The 18,159-nt window shown below is 57.7% G+C and carries 11 protein-coding genes, 1 tRNA gene and 1 pseudogene; 9 read left to right on the top strand and 4 right to left on the bottom strand.

Annotated features, from left to right (window positions below):
• Positions 1-393: 393 nt before the first annotated feature.
• From ACS3QZ_RS07280 to ACS3QZ_RS07270, 3 genes and pseudogenes are all read left to right on the top strand, one after another.
• A complete protein-coding gene (locus ACS3QZ_RS07280; RefSeq protein ID WP_456037230.1) occupies positions 394-1,995 on the top strand; it encodes an asparagine synthetase B family protein in 1,602 nt (533 codons plus the stop codon).
• Positions 1,996-2,257: 262 nt separating this feature from the next.
• A protein-coding gene (locus tag ACS3QZ_RS07275; RefSeq protein ID WP_456035993.1) for an IS3 family transposase occupies positions 2,258-3,417 on the top strand; the annotation gives its coding sequence in 2 pieces (ribosomal slippage) (positions 2,258-2,507 and positions 2,507-3,417; 1,161 coding nt in all).
• Between the two features lie 24 nt (positions 3,418-3,441).
• Positions 3,442-3,588 (top strand): annotated as a pseudogene (locus ACS3QZ_RS07270) (transposase); the annotation flags it as partial.
• A gap of 707 nt (positions 3,589-4,295) precedes the next feature.
• On the opposite strand, the gene ACS3QZ_RS07265 reads toward ACS3QZ_RS07270, so the two are convergent.
• Positions 4,296-8,117 (bottom strand): SIR2 family protein, encoded by a 3,822-nt coding sequence (locus ACS3QZ_RS07265; protein WP_456037229.1) that lies wholly within the window; start codon positions 8,115-8,117, stop codon positions 4,296-4,298.
• Positions 8,118-8,456: 339 nt separating this feature from the next.
• Between ACS3QZ_RS07265 and ACS3QZ_RS07260 the strand changes: the two genes are divergently transcribed.
• The 3 genes from ACS3QZ_RS07260 to ACS3QZ_RS07250 are packed head-to-tail and all read left to right on the top strand — an operon-like array spanning position 8,457 to position 10,757.
• The gene (locus tag ACS3QZ_RS07260; RefSeq protein WP_456037228.1) at positions 8,457-8,711 is read left to right on the top strand and encodes a DUF3489 domain-containing protein; all 255 of its coding nucleotides are present in this window, start codon (positions 8,457-8,459) and stop codon (positions 8,709-8,711) included.
• 4 nt (positions 8,712-8,715) lie between these two features.
• Positions 8,716-9,129 (top strand): DUF2924 domain-containing protein, encoded by a 414-nt coding sequence (locus tag ACS3QZ_RS07255; RefSeq protein ID WP_456037227.1) that lies wholly within the window; start codon positions 8,716-8,718, stop codon positions 9,127-9,129.
• Positions 9,129-10,757, top strand: a complete 1,629-nt coding sequence (locus ACS3QZ_RS07250) for a recombinase family protein (protein ID WP_456039317.1) — start codon at positions 9,129-9,131, stop codon at positions 10,755-10,757. Before ACS3QZ_RS07255 ends, ACS3QZ_RS07250 begins: the two co-directional genes overlap by 1 nt.
• A gap of 181 nt (positions 10,758-10,938) precedes the next feature.
• On the opposite strand, the gene ACS3QZ_RS07245 is transcribed toward ACS3QZ_RS07250, so the two are convergent.
• Positions 10,939-11,013: transfer RNA gene (locus ACS3QZ_RS07245), tRNA-Gln, on the bottom strand.
• Between the two features lie 174 nt (positions 11,014-11,187).
• On the opposite strand from ACS3QZ_RS07245, the gene ACS3QZ_RS07240 reads away from it, so the two are divergent.
• The gene (locus ACS3QZ_RS07240) at positions 11,188-12,423 is read left to right on the top strand and encodes an acyl-CoA dehydrogenase family protein (RefSeq protein ID WP_456039316.1); all 1,236 of its coding nucleotides are present in this window, start codon (positions 11,188-11,190) and stop codon (positions 12,421-12,423) included.
• 262 nt (positions 12,424-12,685) lie between these two features.
• Here ACS3QZ_RS07240 and ACS3QZ_RS07235 read toward each other — a convergent pair whose 3' ends face one another.
• Positions 12,686-13,132 (bottom strand): M78 family metallopeptidase domain-containing protein, encoded by a 447-nt coding sequence (locus tag ACS3QZ_RS07235; protein ID WP_456037226.1) that lies wholly within the window; start codon positions 13,130-13,132, stop codon positions 12,686-12,688.
• A 175-nt stretch (positions 13,133-13,307) separates the two neighbouring features.
• Between ACS3QZ_RS07235 and ACS3QZ_RS07230 the strand changes: the two genes are divergently transcribed.
• On the top strand, positions 13,308-13,703 hold the full coding sequence (locus ACS3QZ_RS07230) for a RidA family protein (protein ID WP_456037225.1): 396 nt from the start codon (positions 13,308-13,310) through the stop codon (positions 13,701-13,703).
• 95 nt (positions 13,704-13,798) lie between these two features.
• Complete coding sequence (locus ACS3QZ_RS07225) at positions 13,799-14,659, top strand: cation diffusion facilitator family transporter (protein WP_456037224.1); 861 nt, start codon at positions 13,799-13,801, stop codon at positions 14,657-14,659.
• Between the two features lie 62 nt (positions 14,660-14,721).
• On the opposite strand, the gene carB is transcribed toward ACS3QZ_RS07225, so the two are convergent.
• Positions 14,722-18,054 carry a carbamoyl-phosphate synthase large subunit gene (gene carB / locus ACS3QZ_RS07220; RefSeq protein WP_456037223.1) on the bottom strand — a complete coding sequence of 1,111 codons (3,333 nt, stop codon included), beginning with the start codon at positions 18,052-18,054 and terminating at the stop codon, positions 14,722-14,724.
• Between the last annotated feature and the right edge of the window lie 105 nt (positions 18,055-18,159).

Raw genomic sequence — 18,159 nt, 5'->3', positions numbered from 1 at the left:
GGACCCTCAAAACCTGGTGAGCCGCTCTAGCCACCCCAATGCCAAAGACCTGCCATACAGCCGCTGGAGGGTGTCTGACACAGCGGCAATACCTGAACGAAAGTGTCTCGGTTGGCCTGTCTAATCGGGTGTCGAAAGTAGCAAATTCGGGTCAGCCCTGTCGCCGGGACCAGATATCGTAGTCAGCTCGTGCATCGGATGCCCGATCTGCGGACTGATGTACCCGCGAGACTTGATCGGCGTGCAGAATGACGGCAGACTCAGATCGAATGCGTTCTACTTGGGGAATGTCGGTATCAGCACCTAAGTACTATGTTTCAGCCTTGGCCAAAATGCTGCCTAGGTAAAATCAGCCTACCTAGAGAGGGATAAGAAAAAATTGAAAGCGAATATATGAAATTCATCGGTTATGCCGACAGCAGGCTGCGTGATTGGGTAGAGAGCCATGAAACCCGCATAAGTGATGAAGAGATAGCAAGGATTGCACTCGGTACACATGGTAATTTTGGCGGATATCGTCACGAAAGCAATCAAGAGATTACTATACTGACGGATCATTCTGGAAGTGTGCCAATCTACTACGGGCGTACCGCTTCAGGTGTGGCGGTCTCAGAAGATCCACGCAAGGTAGCGCGCGAGCTCAATCTTAAGACACTTGATCCAGTGTCTGCGGTGGACTTCATACTCAATGGTACAGTCTGTTTTCCTTATACAGTTACTGAGGGAATTCGAGTTGCCCCACCGGGATCCATAACTCGGGTCAAAGTGGAGAATATCACTTCGAAGAGGTACTTTGAACCTTTCGAGGAAGAGGCCTACGGTTCTGCAGCTGACTTTGGAGATGAATTAGGGTGCCTTCTCCGCGAGGCATGCCAGTTCGGACTGGATGGATGTGAGACAATAAAAGTACTGTTTTCTGGCGGTGAGGATGCTCGTGCAGTGGTTGGCCTGCTCCCCAAGGGACGAGATATAACCCTTTACACAGTCGCGGACGGAGAGAACCGGGAGTTGCGACTTGCCAGAAGCGCAGCGCGCAAACTCGGTTATCCTTTCGTAGCTGGTTTGCGCCCCGATCAATTTTATCGCAAAGACTTAGTCGAACGGATAGATGCCACAAGCGGTCAATTCGATGTAAGTCATACGCATATCTGGGGCAAGCTGGCTGAGCCGCTGGCTCAAGCAGATGCCATCGTAGGCGGATTTACATCAGATACATTGTTCAAGTCTCTGTGGATGGGAAATGTTGATCGGCCACGGATATCAAACTTCTGGGTTGAGCGCCTCTCGGATAATAGCCCGAAAGAACCAAGAGGTGTTAGATGGGATGATCCCTCAGGTCGGTTAGATGAAAGTCTTGTGCAGGCGGTTCGCGAGCGACGCCTAGCGCATCAAAGACGTATCAAACGGATTAGGGCGCACAGCGCGGCTAACTGGCACAACAAGTGGCCATTGGGGACGCAGCAGAACCAGTTTGCTCATCTGCTCGCGACGCGCCAAATCGGACCGCGTGTTGTCGAGCCATTCATGGACGGACAAGTGTATCGCTTGGCGTCGCGTATGCCCGACAGCTATAGAGTAGACAGGAAGGCCTTCAGGTATCTTTTTAACAATCCGTTCCAAGGTGCCTCACTTTCTCTAAGCAGCTCGGGTCGGGTACCCTACTTCAATGGTTTTGTGGGTGCTGTAACCTCGCAACTGGTCTTAAAATATTGGGGTGGAAAGGATCGCCTATCTCGTGGCTGGGCTAGGTTTCAGGGCAAGCCGTGGGTTTCGCAAGGTGCATGGACGCCGGATCATATAGGTTTTGATTTCCAGGTTGATGACTATTTGTCAGATGATGATTTCGATAGCATTATGGCGTCGATTGGCTGGAAAAACTTCTCTAATGCTGATGAATTAAACCAAACTCATGCGGGGGCAGTCAGATTCCGCAGACGAGCAAAGTTTCGGGGATTCCAGCTTGCAATTTTTCAACGGAGCCTGAGCAAAGCATAAGTTCGAGTCGTTTGCAGCACGGGGGGAAACCTACGTTTTGGAGTTCCCCCGGTTTGATGAACACTTTTTCACTAATGAACGAGAGTGTTTTCCATGCCGAGAACGAGGAACCCGTACCCGACGGAATTCAGGGAACAATTGGTTGCGCTGGCGCGAGGGGCGGAATGAAGCGGACCCTGGGACGGGTTGCCTTCTGACCTGCCCCCCAAATTCTCCCTCGTTCTGATGTAGAGTTTGCTCAACCTTTCGAAGGAGCAAACAGATGCGAAAGAGCCGTTTCACGGAAGCGCAAATCATTGGGATGATCAAAGAGCAGGAAGCAGGCATGCCGACAGCGGAGGTATGCCGCAAGCACGGTCTCAGCCAGGGCACGTTCTACAAGTACAAATCGAAGTATGGCGGCATGGAGGTGTCGGATGTCGCTAAGCTGAGGGCGATGGAAGACGAGAACGCCAGGCTCAAGCGCCTTCTGGCAGATACGATGCTGGACAATGCCGTTCTGAAAGACTTGCTGGGAAAGAACTGACGACGCCAACCGAACGGCGGGATGCAGCGCTCAAGGCGATGCGGGATCATGACATCTCGCAGCGCCGAGCGTGCAGGCTCGTTGGTGTCGATCCCAAAACTGTCAGGCGTGAACGCCCGCCCGACAATCCTGAGATCAGGGAGGAGATGAAAGCCGTCGCAGTCCAGCGGCGCCGGTTCGGCTATCGGCGGATCGGCGTTATGCTGGAGCGCAAGGGGATGATCATGAACCACAAGAAGCTGTACCGCCTCTACACGGAGGAGAAGCTGGGCGTCAGGCGACGAAGGGGTCGCAAACGGGCGCGGGGATCGCGGACGCCAATGCCCGAGGCTCTGAGGCCCGGCGAACGCTGGTCTCTGGACTTCCTGTCCGACACGTTCGGGGCATCGCGACGGTTCCGCATTCTGGCGGTGAACGATGATTGCTGCCGCGAGAACCTGTGTCTGATGGCCGATACCAGCATCTCGGGTGCCCGTGTGGCGCGGGAACTGGATGCGCTTGTCCGGGTCTATGGTAGGCCCGCCAGCATAGTCAGTGACAACGGCACCGAGTTCACCAGTCGGGCGATCCTGAAATGGGCGAACAACAACGGCGTCGATTGGCATTACATCGATCCGGGCAAGCCCCAGCAGAACGCCTTCATCGAGTCCTTCAACGGCAGCCTCCGGGACGAGTTGCTGAACGAGGAGATGTTCGACAGCTTGGAAGATGCACGGCGAATTCTGGCCCTCTGGCGCTACGACTACAACAACGTCAGGCCGCACTCATCGCTCGGCAATCAAACACCCGCGGAAGCGCGCCGGGCGCTTGAGCCAAATGAGGGCTCCGCGCCCGGCGCGCTTGCCCAAACCGAAACCGAAGAATATGAAAACCAGACCCGCAGACTCTCGTTTTGAATGAGGGACCATCGGGGGGCAGGTCAGCGCCGCTACAAACGGCGCAACCGCATAGAAATCATGTTCGGCAGGCTCAAGGATTGGCGGCGGGTCGCGACCCGTTACGACAGATCCCCAAAGGTATTCCTGTCAGCCATCGCGCTGGCGGCACTCGTCATTTTCTGGCTATGAGTCCTGACCCTAGGAACAATTGCTCGTAGTATTTGGCTAATCTGTTTTCACATTCGTGACGGGTCACAAATAGCATCTCGCCCTTCGGCCATTTGCTTTTAATGTGGCTGGCGACTCTGTTGCTAGGAGGGCCTTTACCAACGTACTTGCATTGCATTGTATGGGTTTTGTGGTCATCACAATGCTCGTATTCGCTCCACAAATGGTAGATGCCAATCTTACCACGCATTGGTCTTAAGAATTTTGAGGGTTTCAGATCGCCAATCTGAAAGATTTCATCCGCCGGAACCTGACTACAATACCAACTTTCGTTGACTATATCGTTCGCCAAGGTCGGATTTCTAAGTTCCCTCTTCGCGGTATTGTCAAAGTTTGTATAGTCGGGGTTTTCGCATGGGAAGTCTTGGTCGATACATTTTGGCATTTTCTCAGTCCTTCACCCCTTCACAGCGGCAACCATCTTGTTCCGTTCCTTCAACAATTCGGCGCAGCGACATCAGCCATATGAACCTCGGTCACTGGTCAGTCGCTGTCATGCGTGCCCGCGGTGGCGAATGACAGTAGTCCACCATCTGACTGATGAAGAACTCGGTCCAACGCTGACGTTGAAGTTACTTCACAGCACTGCAGTGCATAACCGTGTGATCGGGCCTTGCATGACAGCTCACCTTGGTTCACTTCATTGTCCACATCCATGTACATTGTGACTAACGCCTCTCGACGAGATCGATAAGCCTAAAATACCGGCGATCCCGGGCCAAGCTCGGATCAGTCGCCTCGACTAGTTCGAGAATTGAAGCGAGTTCATAAGGCGCAGTTTGTGGATCACTGGGCACAATCGCGTCCAACATATCCAGTACCGCCGAAGGATGCTTGGTGGTTAGCGGCACTTCGCCACCAACTTCTCTAGTGAACCGGTAGAGCCAGTGGCTTTCCTTCTCCACTGGGACTAGGAACCTCAAGACACTAGGAAGCACCACGGGAAATTCATCACCAGTGTCATCGAGCAGGTTGACCCAAGACGACACCATCTCGGATGTCCGAAACTTTCTCTCTCTCGGCCATGTGGTCTCAATGAACGGCACCACATGGCTGGCCCATCCACCGTCGTCTCGTTTACCGATCAGACCTAGGCGGAACACCACATCTTGGCGATTTGAATCGGACATTTTCCGTATGCAGTTTCGAGCTTCGTTGATCGAAATGCCGTCCGGTTCATCTCGTCGGTAGATCGCCAGTTCCACGACCATTTGCGCAGCAATTTTCGCGAGATCGCGATCCCAATCCCACTTATAAATGCGAGGGAAAATTTCCAGGAGCAACGGTTTTAAACGTTGCCCAATCTCGACCTGAGGAAACTTCGCTGCCGACAGGAAGGCATTCCACGCTGGCTCAGACGCGGGATGGTCAAATGCGAACCATGGAATGACGCGTTCCATGACCCATTCACGATCAAGAAAATAAAGCCACCTCAGCTGCCGGACCAAGATCGCCACGGCATGGTCGCTTCCTTCGCCTGGTGCCGCCAGTAGACGTTCGATTCGCGCTTTAAAGTCATCAGGGATTCCGGCGTTTTCTTCCAACTTCAAACCATTCAGTGCATTGAGCAATCCCTCGGTAACCCGGCCAATTGGGCCGTTAATCGCGTGCCCGTAGGTGCGCCGCGAGCTATCCACGACTTCTCCGCCAACTCGCGTCTCTCCCCGTCCACTGTTGATTGCCGAACCGTCGTCGGACAACAGGCCGGAGACGACGGCATCGAACACTAGCCATGCACTTTCGACGTCATTTACATATTCGGATTCAAATCGCTCCCTGATCCAGTCCCCGAGCGGATGGCTCAGGCTGCGCATCGTGCCGTGAGGAAGGCGAGCAAGCCTATGAACAAATACCAAGTTCAAGCGTGGTGTAACTTCAACGGGCCAATTTTGTATTAATGGCCTCCAAAGTTCTTGAGGGTACTCGCCTTTTCTCGATGCATAAGAAAGGGCTGCGAGGGCTTTCCGCGGATCGGACGTGACAAGGCCATAGAATGGCCTGTAGTCAGTATGAGCACGATAGTCTCTGGTGTTTTCAGATGTTGCGCGTTCAACAACCTCGCTCACTGGAACGCTGGCCAAGCCCCTTGGGTCATCATCGGTCCCAACCCAGCCGACATGCATACCGTGAAGCACCACAATGCTGGTTGCCCAACCATCCGACCAATCCTCAATACGCCCGATCATGATGGCCAACCGGGAAGATTGGCTTTCAGTCAGTTCACAGCCTTGCAGTTCCAACCACCGCGTATATCGTGAAGCGAACTCATCCCTGATACTTGGGTAATCCTCGTCGGCCCAGTGATCCATCTTTTCGGGACCGGCCAGAAGCCGTTCGACCAAAGCGATCTTGTTCTCACTTGAGAATTCTGTCCATCGATCCGCGATCAAGAACAGCAGTTCCCGCACCACCTGGTCGTCCCAAATGTCGGCTTGCGAGAATTCCAAGATAGTGTTTGCCGAGGTGTCCGCGTCGAAGAGCCGACTGTCGTTCAATGCAAAAAGCTTTAACTTCCTGAAGTAGAAACTGTCGTGGTGGTCCCACGCCAGCACCCGCGCTCTCAACTGCGCAGGATGCTGATCCGCCATCCTATTCAGCAAGCTGAGAAACCACCGGAAATAACCGGCCTCATCATCACGGTCTTCTCCATCCACTTCTCGGCCCGGGTAGCAGGTCGGCGTGGTGAAGTAGCTGGTGCCAATGTCCCGGTTTAAATCACCAGCGAGCCCTAGATGCCGTTCCGCGATCAAGCACACCTTGGGAAGTGCCTCATCCGGTACGTCGAGATTTTGACCATGTCGATCAGGGAACTTGATCTCCCATCTGCCGATGTCTCCAAGTGAAACATCGTCCCATGTACCTTCTGGCGGTTTCGATGCCCCTACGCCGTATGGAATCTCAGATGCCAGAATTCGAGCCATAGCTTCATCCAATGCCCGGAGCACGCCGTTTGTCCAACCGTCCTTCTTGATCCTGTCTGCGAGGTCAAACCAACCATCATCCCATGCGGCACCACGCCTGTCGGCTTGCGCCTCCAAAATCAGGTTCCAGACACTTCGGGCCTTGGGATGCAGGTCATCCTTTACCCGAAGCTGACGCTCGATTTCGTTGGAATGGCGCGGATGTAGTCGGTGCTGACGCGCGGCCCACCAAGCAAAAACTGGTGAATTCAGTTGTTTCGCGGACCAGGTCAATAGGTGAAAAAGCCGCGACGGGATGTCTTCCCAACCTTCGGCTTGCCTGCCAGCCAAGCTGTGACTGGCTGAGGGATTGGCATCTCCTCGACGCCATTCCAGTAAATGGTCATGGACACGACCTGTTCTACGCCCCGCCTCCGGCGGGCGTGTCGGATCGTCATCAAGTCCGTACACCTCCAATGGGTCGAAAGCTTCAGCTTCTGTTCCATAGTCTTTGCTTGCCTTCGCGGCTCGACAGGAAGCGTCAAACACATTCAGCCATTCGGCGGGTGGAGGCGGTTCGGACAGTGCAAACAACCTAGCGCCGGGAGTGCCTCGAACTAAGTGAGCGACCTGCCCGCGTTCGTGAGGGGCAAGGCCACGGGGACCTTGTCGCGCCATCTCAACAATGCTGGTTCGCCATACCCTTGGATCATCTGCACGATTGGCCCACGCTTCCAGCGTCGCCCATAGATCACCGTGTTCAGCGTAAGCTATTGGTGTAACACCACGATCACGCCACTTGACCTCTATGTCTTCGAACTGGCCTCGATCAAAGGCGTACAGGTTGGCAGTGTCACGTAAACCGTCGTGGTTCAAACCTTGCAGCAGGTATTTCACCGGAGGATCTTCTGCCTGATAGCCGACCAATACAACTGTATATTGGTCCAGCAACGCCCTTACGAATTTCGTCGCCCATCCTTCGGCAAGATACGCACGACCAAAGTCAGCACTGCTGAGTATGTAGTCGTGGTGTGGATACTCTGGCGATTGGAGGCGTCCGTGCAGGTAAGTGATCCCATAGATCGGCATGCCAAGCTCGATATCGGGGAACGCCGGTGGCTCGAAGATTTTGTCCTCGGAAACACCAGGGCATTGATCGAAAAGTCGGTCGAAGTTGGTGGTTACAATCTGTGGGCGGCCCTCTGGGTCTGACGAAATGCGAGCAATGAGACTGTGCTCATGGCTGACTGTAGTCAGGTCTTCGGCTGTCAACCGCTCGGCAACCAGAGTGCTTACATCCTGCTTGCCGTATTCCTGGTTCAGCAGATGAAACACCTGATCAAGCGGAGCCAGGGGACCATCCTCATCCCGCGGCCTGTAGTCCTCTCGAATTCGAGGGCCGAATGCGGTAACGATTGATGAACCCGCTGGTGGATCGAAGAATTTGATTGCATGTCGGGTCAGCCCAACGAAATCTGGCATGCCAGACGGGAATGAAACTCCGGCACCGCATAGAAACACAACACGGCCTTGGTCGCAGCGCTGTAAAAGCGCATCCGGGATGTCAGGACCATTCGCATGAAACCGCATTCATTCAAACCTTCATTTCAGCACGCGCGCACCGTTCGGGTCAGTTTGAGCGAATAGAAAAACAAGATTTCAAAAAGCATCAAAAAATAAACCTCTACGTGCGCACTAGAGGGATAGGTAACGTCAATTGCCCTGCAAATTCAATGTCTACTCTTTGTTGGCGTTGGGATTCGCTTTGCGGCTGTAGCGAGCGACGGCTCTCCGCCCTTCTTCCAGAAACAACTGGACTTCCAGGTGTGAGAGAGCGGTATTGTTGTCACGACGCACCGCCCGGGATCGCCGGGCTCCACTCAGTACAGGGTGAAGGATTGGCCTTTGCCGATAGAGTGGAGACGAACAATGGCTTTCAAATCCGAGCCGAAGCTAAAAACGACAGGCACAAAACCTGCCCAGACGAGCCTAACCCGCCAGCAGCAACTGGTAAAACTTCTTGGACGTAAGTCTGGCGCGACAATCGCACAATTGCAGAAGGCTTTTGGCTGGCAGCCGCACACGGCACGGGCAGCGATATCGACGCTGCGCAAAGCGGGAGTTCTGGTAGAGCGTGCCGACACTGACAAAGGAGCGGTCTATCGCTTGGTCGGGAAAGCCTGAAGCAATGACAGACGAATGCGCTTCAAAGCTTGAACAGGCAATTGCTGAACTTGAGCAGCTGGACAGGGCGGGCTGCCTGGAGCGCTGGCGACAGGCCTTCGGTCGCTCCCCGCCAAAATACCTCTCACCCCAATTCATGAGGAGGGTGCTGATCTGGGAACTTCAAAACAAGGAGTTGGGAGGCCTGTCCGCCAAGACCGAGCGGCGGCTGAAGCAAATCGCATCAGGTAAGACGCCATCTGCGGCGGCTCAGCCGGGATCACACCTGGTTCGGGAATGGAACGGACGTACCTATCAGGTTGAAGTGGTCGACGGAGGCTATGTCATGGATGGCAAGACCTGGCGGTCCCTGTCGGCCATCGCCCGGCACATCACAGGCGCACGCTGGTCCGGGCCGCGCTTATTCGGAGTTCAGTGATGCGTCGGGTTCGTTGTGCTATCTACACCCGCAAGAGTTCGGAAGACGGGCTGGAGCAGGACTTCAATTCGCTGGATGCCCAACGAGAAGCGTGTGAGGCCTATATCGCCAGCCAGAAACACGAGGGCTGGGAACTGCTGCCCGATCACTATGACGATGGCGGCATATCGGGCGGTCATCTGGATCGCCCGGCACTTCAGCGCCTGATGCAGGCTGTGGACGAGAAACGCGTCGATCAGATCGTGGTCTACAAGATCGACCGCCTGACGCGTTCCCTGGCCGACTTCGCCAAACTGGTCGACCGGCTGGATGCGGCTGAGACAGCCTTTGTATCGGTCACCCAGAGCTTCAACACCGCCACCAGCATGGGGCGCCTGACTTTGAACATGCTGCTCAGCTTTGCCCAGTTCGAACGTGAGGTCACGGCGGAGCGCATCCGGGACAAGATCGCCGCTTCGAAGCGAAAGGGTATGTGGATGGGCGGGAGTGTGCCACTGGGCTATCAGCCAGATGGCCGTACACTGAAGATAGACGAGACCGAAGCTGAAACGATCAGGGCGGTTTACGATCTCTATCTGAAACTTGGCACCCTGCGGGATGTAAAAGAACAGGCAGAGGATCTCGACCTCAGATCCCGACGCCGTGAACGAGTGGGCGGTCGAACTTCTGGCGGAACACATTTCGATCGAGGTCATCTCCAGCATATTCTCAGCAACCCAGTTTATGCCGGGAGAATCCGGCACAAGAAACAGGTCTATGAGGGACAGCATCCGGCCATCATTGATCCGGTGGTTTGGGGCAAGGTGCAGATCATGCTTCAGAGCGGGGCGGCGGTTGCTCGCGGCTCCAGACAAAAGGCCACCAGATCACCTCTGGCGGGCAAGCTCTTTGATGAAACCGGTGATCGTCTGACGCCCAGCCACAGCCGAAAGAACGGCAAAAGACTTCGCTATTACATCTCCCGCAGGCTTGTCAAAGATCGCAGCCGGAAACATCCGGATGCCTGGCGGCTGCCCGCAGATCAGGTGGAGGGCTTGCTGGCGGAACTGGTGGGGCGGCATTTGACCAGACCCGATGCTGCGGTTGCGATGACCGAAAGTTTGACGGCAGCAGAAGTGTCAGACGCATCGAAAAGGCTTCAGGAACGAGACACTGTGACGGAACGCCTGGCCTTGATTGAACGGGTTGATCTGCAACCGGGCTCCCTGACGGTACGGCTGGACAAGTCAATGCTGGCTGACCGTCTTGGCAGCAAACCGGAGCAGATCAAACCGGCTGAATTGACAATCGAAGCTCCATTCCAGATGCGCCGGCGTGGCGTGGAATTGAAACTGCATCTGGGCGAGGCGCCGGCAGAGATCGATAGAACGCTGGTGCAGAACATAATGAAGGGGCGTAGCTGGCTGGCATTGGTCATAGCGGGCAAGAGCTTCTCCGAAATCGCCGACTCCGAAGGCGTCTCAACGCGCCGTGTTCAGGATGTGACCAGCCTTGCGTTGCTCGCACCTGATGTCCTTGACCGCATCGCCGACGGTGAACAGCCCGATGGCCTCACCACGGACTACCTGATCAAAACCCGTTTCTCGGCGGTCTGGTCGGAGCAGTGTGAACAGTTCGCTGCGCTCTGAAACAAAACACCCTGAAATCTGCAAACTCGTACCGCCGGAATCGCAAACAGAGACTGGGCCGTGAAATCGGCCCGGTTCGTGCTCTTATCTGCGTCTCTGCTGAAATTCCTTTCTCCCAAGCGCCCGAAAACACGCGACATTCGCGCGGCAACTGTTCAGCGTCTGAAAACAAGGAAGTGTGTGGCTGGGGTGGTAGGATTCGAACCTACGATACACGGTACCAAAAACCGCTGCCTTACCACTTGGCTACACCCCAACAGTGAGCGGCTAAGTAGCGGGTGGATTGGGAGTTTGCAAGACCCCAACTGCACTTTTTGACAAAAAAATCGACCGCCGATCCGGGTCGGAACCTTGCGTCACTTTTTGTGGTGAAGATGGACATGCCCGGACCGGCGGGCGCATGCTCAGCTCAACCGGAATGCAGGGAGGATTGCACATGTTTTTGGGGATGCGGCCAGAAGTCGAGAAACAGTTGGAACAAGTCAAGGACATGATCCGGGACGAGATCATGCCGTTGGACGAGGAATACCATGCCGAGATCGGCAAGGGGGATCGCTGGACCTATACGCCGCGCCAGGCAGAGATTCTTGAAGGGTTGAAAGCCAAGGCGCGCGAGCGGGGACTCTGGAATTTCTGGTTGACCGACAGCGCGCGGGGATTGGGGCTTACAACCGTGGAATACGCCTATTTCGCCGAGGAAATGGGCAAGACGCCGATGGGCGCCGAAGTGTTCAACTGTGCGGCGCCGGACACAGGCAACATGGAAGTGTTCGAGCGCTATGGTTCAGAGGCGATGAAGGAGCAGTGGCTGAAACCGCTTTTGAACGGCGATATCCGCTCGGCCTACCTGATGACCGAACCGGACGTGGCCAGCTCGGACGCGACCAATGTTTCGATGCCCTGTGTCGCGGACGGGGATGACTATGTTCTCAATGGTGAGAAATACTGGTCCTCAGGGGCGGGGGATCCGCGCTGCAAGGTCTACATCGTGATGGTTAAGACCGGGGGCGAGGAGATGCCAGTGCACCAGCGCCAGTCGATGATCGTGGTGCCTGCAGACACGCCCGGGATCGAGGTGCTGCGTCCGATGATGGTCTATGGCCATGATGACGCGCCGCATGGACATATGCATATCCGGTTCACGAATGTACGTGTGCCCAAGGAAAACATCCTTTTGGGGGAAGGGCGCGGGTTTGAGATTGCGCAAGGCCGCCTTGGACCGGGGCGGATTCACCATTGCATGCGCGCCATCGGACAGGCCGAAGCGGCGCTTGAGCGGATGTGCAAACGCGCGCTTGAACGCGAAGCCTTTGGCAAGCCGCTGGCGCATCTCGGCGCGAACTACGACATCATTGCCAATTGCCGGATGGAGATCGAGCAGGCGCGCCTGTTGTGCCTCAAGACGGCCTGGATGATGGACCAGGGAGACGCGCGGGCCGCAGCGCCCTGGATCAGTCAGATCAAGGTGATCGCGCCGAACGTCGCGTTGAAGGTGATCGACGAGGCGGTGCAGATGCATGGTGGCACCGGGGTGAGCCAGGACACGCCGCTGGCCATTGCCTGGACGCAGGTGCGCACGTTGCGGCTTGCCGATGGGCCGGATGCGGTGCACCGCCGCCAGGTGGCGCGCAAGGAGCTCAAGAAATACACCCAGCAAAAGGTGTGATTGCCGACGTCGGTATCGCGTCGGTAAAACGTCGGTATCGCGTCGGTGCGAAGTCAGGCGCGAGATTCAATCGGGGGGGCTGTCGGTCCCCCGATTTCCGTTGGGGGATGCTTCAGATGAACGGAACCAAAGGTACGCCACCGCAGGCGCTGAGTGTCAGAAGGGTTCCCAGAAGGATTGTAATACGCATGAGACTTGTCCCGGTCTGCTCGTAGTTTTGCTGACAGACTGGCAGGGTCGGGGCGGGTTGGTCAATGGCAGATCATTTGGCGGAGCAGTGCGCCAATGCCTCGATCCGCTCGGCATCGGGGCGGTGACCGGCCCATGCGGTGTCGGGCAGGGTTGTCAGGGCGTCCTGCAATGCCGTTACCTGTTCCGGCGTGCGCAACTTTTTCTTGCGCAGGAGACGCATGGCGAAACAGTCCGCCTCGGCCTCGGTGTTGTAGTCGGGGATCAGCGCGTGGTGGCCGCATTCATGGGCCAGGAAGAAATCGCGCGCCGGTTCGGGGAAGGTTGACAGGATCTCGGGGTTGAGCAGGATCACCGCCCGCCCGCGCGCATTCATGGTGGCTCCCCCCACGGTTTCCAGCGTTGCATCACCAAGATAGGGCACTTCCATTCCCTGCCACGAGCGGCAGGTTAGCGGCTGTGCGTCGACGGCGGCGGCGGTGCCCAGGCAGAGGATCAGGGCGAGGCTGAGCGGTTTCATTGGATGATGCTCCGTGGTTTTCGCGAGGTTCTCGCGTGGGTTTCACGCGGTGTTCCGACGCAGCTTAGCCGATGCGGGCGCGTTGAAAGGCGACATAGGTCAAGTGCCGCGGTTTTTTTGAAGGGACGGAGGCGAGTCGGTGTAGACTCGGCGTTGCGTAAAGGGAGAAGGCACCATGTCAGCGAGCCGCGTTCTGATTTCCAATGGCAACCCGATGGAGAAGATCGTCGGGTTCAGCCGTGCCGTACGAGTGGGACCGTTCATCGCCGTTGGCGGCACGGCGCCGGTCGATGCCGATGGTAAAACGGTGGGGGTTGGCGATGTATTTGCGCAGACCCGACAATGTTTCGAGATAATCAAAGTGGCGCTTGAAGAGGCCGGTTCTGGATTGCAGGACGTCGTGCGCACACGGGTCATCCTGACCGATATCGACAATTGGAAACAGGCCATCGAAGCGCGCAAGCTTTATTGTCTCGATGCCCGACCGGTGGACACGATCATGGCGGTGAACCGGTTCGTGAACCCGGAATGGCTGGTCGAGATCGAAGTGGACGCGGTGGTCGCAGAGTAGGGGCAGGATGCGACGACCCGACCTCGCGGGCGCGATTTGATGCCGGGCGCGGTTGTCGCTATGACAGGGCAGGTGGTCATGATCCCGGAGTCCTGATGTCTCACAAGTTTGCCCTCTGGTCGATCCCGGTGGCTGTTGCCGTCTTTCTTCTGAAACTGTTGGCGTGGCACTGGACCGGGTCGGTTGCGCTGTTGTCGGATGCCTTGGAATCGATCGTCAACGTGGTGGCGGCGATGATCGCGTTTTATGCGGTGCAATTGTCGGCCAAACCTGCGGATGACAAGCACCCGTTTGGCCACAGCAAGGCGGAGTACCTGTCGGCAGTGGCTGAGGGGGCAATGATCCTGCTGGCAGCGGTGTTGGTGATGCGCGAGGCGATTGCGGCGCTGCCAGACCCGTCGTTGAAAGACGCCCCCATGGCGGGGATCGTGGTCAACATGGTGGCCGCGGGTATCAACGCCGCGTGGGCGATGGCGCTGATGCGGGTGGGGCGGGCCAATCGCTCCCCGGCGTTGGTGGCCAGCGCGCGCCATATCCTGACGGACGTGTTTACCTCGGTCGGGGTGGTTGTGGGCCTTGGGTTGGCGCTGGCGACGGGGTGGATGATCCTTGATCCGATTCTGGCGATCCTCGTGGCGCTGAACATCCTGCGGGAAGGGTGGAAGGTGCTCTCGGAATCGGTGGATGGGTTGATGGATGCGTCAGTGAATGACGGCGAGTTGCAGGCCATCGAGGCGGCGGTGTCAGGGGCATCTGAGGGGGCGTTGCAGGTGCATGATCTGCGCGCGCGCCGGTCGGCTTCGATCGTATTTGTCGAGATGCATCTCGTGGTGCCCAAGACGATGAGCGTGGGGGCCGCGCATGACATCTGTGACCGGATCGAGGCGGCGGTAAAAGAGGTGCTCCCGGTGGCGCGCACGACGGTGCATGTGGAGCCGGAAAGCGAGCTCATATAGGGATTGGCAAAGAAAAAGGCCCGGGCGGAACCCGGGCCTTTTTGTTGGGAAGGGTGTCGCTCTTACCCCTGAAGCGAACGCACTTCGATTTCGCCTTCTTCGCGCGCCTTCATCGCACGTGCGGCGGCGTGGGCGGCGGCGGCGGTGGTGAAGTAGGGAATCTTGTCAAACAGGGCGACCGAGCGGATTTCGCGGCTGTCATTGACGGCTTGCGCACCTTCGGTGGTGTTCATCACCAGCACAACGTCGCCGTTCTTCAAGAGATCGACCACGTTGGGGCGGCCTTCATAGACCTTGTTGACCACGTCGCAGGTGACGCCGTTCTCGGCGAACCAGCCTTGGGTGCCGCGGGTGGCCACCAGCGTAAAGCCCAGTTCGAGCAGGATCTGGGCCGCTTCGAGCATCTGGGGCGTCTTGTCTTCATCCTTGATCGAGATGAAGACCTTGCCCGCGGTCGGCAGCACCATGCCCGCACCCATCTGTGCCTTGAGGAAGGCGCGGGCAAAGGAGCGGTCCCAGCCCATGACTTCGCCCGTGGAGCGCATTTCCGGACCCAAGATCGTGTCGACGCCGGGGAAGCGGTTGAAGGGCATCACGGCCTCTTTCACCGAGAACCACGGCATGTTCGGGTCGGCCAGCGTCATCTGGTCGGCGATGGGTTGCGGCGTCGAGATATCGGCGCCCTCTTCGTAGGGCGGACGCTGAGGGAAGTTCGAGAGCGGCTCACCCGCCATCAGGCGCGCGGCAATCGAGGCGATGGCGCTGTCGGTGGCCTTGGCGACGAAGGGCACCGTGCGGCTGGCGCGGGGGTTGACTTCGATGAGGTAAATCTCGCCGTCCTTGACCGCGAACTGCACGTTCATCAGGCCCACCACGTTGAGCGCCTTGGCGAGCGCCACGGTCTGGCGCTTGATCTCTTCGATCGTGTCGGCGGCCAGCGAGTAGGGGGGGAGCGAACAGGCGCTGTCGCCCGAGTGCACGCCCGCCTCTTCGATGTGCTGCATGATGCCTGCGATATGAACGCCTTCGCCGTCACAAAGCGCGTCGACGTCGAGTTCCGTCGCGCCCGACAGGTAGCTGTCGAGCAGGACCGGGCTGTCTCCCGAAACCACCACAGCTTCTTTGATGTAGCGTTCCAGCTGGGCCATGTCGCGCACGATCTCCATGGCGCGGCCACCCAGCACGTAGGAGGGGCGGATCACCAGCGGGAAACCGATATCTTCGGCGATCTTGAGGGCCTCGGCGTCGGTCGAGGCAATGCCGTTCAGCGGCTGTTTCAGGTTCAGCTCGTTCACCAGCGCCTGGAAGCGTTCGCGGTCTTCGGCGAGGTCGATAGCGTCGGGCGTGGTGCCGAGGATCGGAATGCCCTCGTCATGCAGCGCGTTGGCGAGTTTCAGCGGGGTCTGGCCGCCGAACTGAACGATGACGCCGTGCAGGGTGCCGTTTTCCTGCTCGACGCGGAGGATTTCCATGACGTGTTCGAAGGTCAGCGGCTCGAAATACAGGCGGTCCGAGGTGTCATAGTCGGTCGACACGGTTTCGGGGTTGCAGTTGACCATGATGGTTTCATAGCCCTGTTCGGTCAGTGCGAAACAGGCATGACAGCAGCAATAGTCAAACTCGATCCCTTGCCCGATCCGGTTGGGACCGCCGCCAAGGATGACGACTTTTTTCTTGTCCGAGGGGCGCGCTTCGCATTCCACGTCGCCCATCATGGGCGCTTCGTAGGTGGAGTACATGTAGGGCGTCTGGGCTTCGAATTCGGCGGCACAGGTGTCGATGCGTTTGAACACTGCGGTGACGCCCGCGTTCACGCGGCGATTGCGCACGTCGCGTTCCTTGTAGCCGGTCAGCTTGGCAAGGCGAGCGTCGGTGAAGCCCAGCATCTTGAGCTTGCGCAGGCCGGCCTCGTCCGAAGGCAGGCCGCCCGCGCGCACCTCTTCCTCGGCCTCGACGATTTCGCGGATGCGCGCAAGGAACCACGGGTCGAAATGGGTGACAGCGTTGATCTCGTCATCGGTGAGGCCGTGGCGCATGGCCTGTGCGATGGTGCGCATGCGGTCCGGGGTCTGCTGGGAGATCGCCTTGATCACGGCGGCCTTGTCTGGAGCGCCTTCGATCGCGACCTCGTCAAAGCCGGTGAGACCGGATTCCATGGACGCCAGCGCCTTTTGCAGCGACTCGTGGATGGTGCGGCCAATCGCCATGGCTTCGCCCACGGATTTCATGGCCGTGGTCAGGTAGGGTTCGGAGCCGGGGAATTTCTCGAAAGCGAATTTCGGGATTTTGGTCACGACATAGTCGATGGTCGGCTCGAAGCTGGCGGGCGTGACCTTGGTGATGTCGTTGTCGAGCTCATCAAGGGTAAAGCCCACCGCCAGCTTGGCGGCGATCTTGGCAATCGGGAAACCTGTCGCCTTGGACGCCAGCGCCGAAGAGCGCGACACGCGCGGGTTCATCTCGATCACGACCATACGCCCGTCGACCGGGTTCACGGCCCATTGCACGTTCGAACCACCGGTTTCGACACCGATCTCGCGCAGCACGTTGATCGAGTGCGTGCGCATGATCTGGTATTCCTTGTCGGTCAGCGTCAGGGCAGGCGCGACGGTGATCGAGTCGCCGGTATGCACGCCCATCGGGTCGACGTTTTCGATGGCGCAGACGATGATGGCGTTGTCGGCCTTGTCGCGGACAACCTCCATCTCGAATTCTTTCCAGCCCAAGAGGCTTTCATCGACGAGGATCTGGTTCACCGGCGAGGCATCCATGCCCGAGCGGCAGAAATGGATATAGTCTTCGCGGTTATAAGCCACACCGCCGCCGGTACCGCCAAGGGTAAAGGCGGGGCGGATGATGGCGGGAAGGCCGATGTCTTCAAGCTCTTCCAGCGCGAGGCGCACACCTTCTTCGAGGTCGGCTTCGCCGTTTTCTTTCTTGGGGGCGGTGACAATCGCGGCGCGCGGGTTTTCGATGCCGAGGCGGTCCATGGCTTCGCGGAACAGTTTGCGGTCTTCGGCCATTTCGATGGCGTCCCGCTTGGCGCCGATCATCTCGACGCCGTATTTTTCGAGCACACCCATTTCCTCGAGCGCAAGCGAGGTGTTGAGGCCGGTCTGACCGCCCATCGTGGGCAGGAGCGCGTCGGGGCGCTCTTTCTCGATGATTTTGGCGACGGTGTCGGGCGTGATCGGTTCGATATAGGTGGCGTCCGCGAGGCCCGGGTCGGTCATGATTGTCGCCGGGTTCGAGTTCACGAGAATGACGCGATAGCCTTCTTCGCGCAGCGCCTTACAGGCTTGCGCCCCGGAATAGTCGAATTCACAGGCTTGACCGATCACGATGGGACCGGCCCCGATGATCATGATCGAGGAGATGTCGGTTCTTTTGGGCATGGCAGACCTCGGGCTAGGGCGGGCGATGGAGTGAGGAGTTGCCCGGATGCGCAAATTGTCGTGGGTTATAGACATCGCGGGCCAAGGTGCAAGGGGGATCGGGAA

It is taken from the genome of Shimia sp. W99 (assembly GCF_053851455.3).
Note: the sequence above shows the minus strand (reverse complement) of the source record. Positions and strands in the feature narration are given on the sequence as shown.

What these genes read in the sequence shown, in the direction of transcription:
- ACS3QZ_RS07280 (WP_456037230.1), top strand. Translation starts at nt 394, where the DNA reads ATGAAATTCATCGGTTATGCCGACAGCAGGCTGCGTGATTGGGTAGAG.
- ACS3QZ_RS07265 (WP_456037229.1), bottom strand. Translation starts at nt 8,117, where the DNA reads ATGCGGTTTCATGCGAATGGTCCTGACATCCCGGATGCGCTTTTACAG.
- ACS3QZ_RS07260 (WP_456037228.1), top strand. Translation starts at nt 8,457, where the DNA reads ATGGCTTTCAAATCCGAGCCGAAGCTAAAAACGACAGGCACAAAACCT.
- ACS3QZ_RS07255 (WP_456037227.1), top strand. Translation starts at nt 8,716, where the DNA reads ATGACAGACGAATGCGCTTCAAAGCTTGAACAGGCAATTGCTGAACTT.
- ACS3QZ_RS07250 (WP_456039317.1), top strand. Translation starts at nt 9,129, where the DNA reads ATGCGTCGGGTTCGTTGTGCTATCTACACCCGCAAGAGTTCGGAAGAC.
- ACS3QZ_RS07235 (WP_456037226.1), bottom strand. Translation starts at nt 13,132, where the DNA reads ATGAAACCGCTCAGCCTCGCCCTGATCCTCTGCCTGGGCACCGCCGCC.
- ACS3QZ_RS07230 (WP_456037225.1), top strand. Translation starts at nt 13,308, where the DNA reads ATGTCAGCGAGCCGCGTTCTGATTTCCAATGGCAACCCGATGGAGAAG.
- ACS3QZ_RS07225 (WP_456037224.1), top strand. Translation starts at nt 13,799, where the DNA reads ATGTCTCACAAGTTTGCCCTCTGGTCGATCCCGGTGGCTGTTGCCGTC.
- carB (WP_456037223.1), bottom strand. Translation starts at nt 18,054, where the DNA reads ATGCCCAAAAGAACCGACATCTCCTCGATCATGATCATCGGGGCCGGT.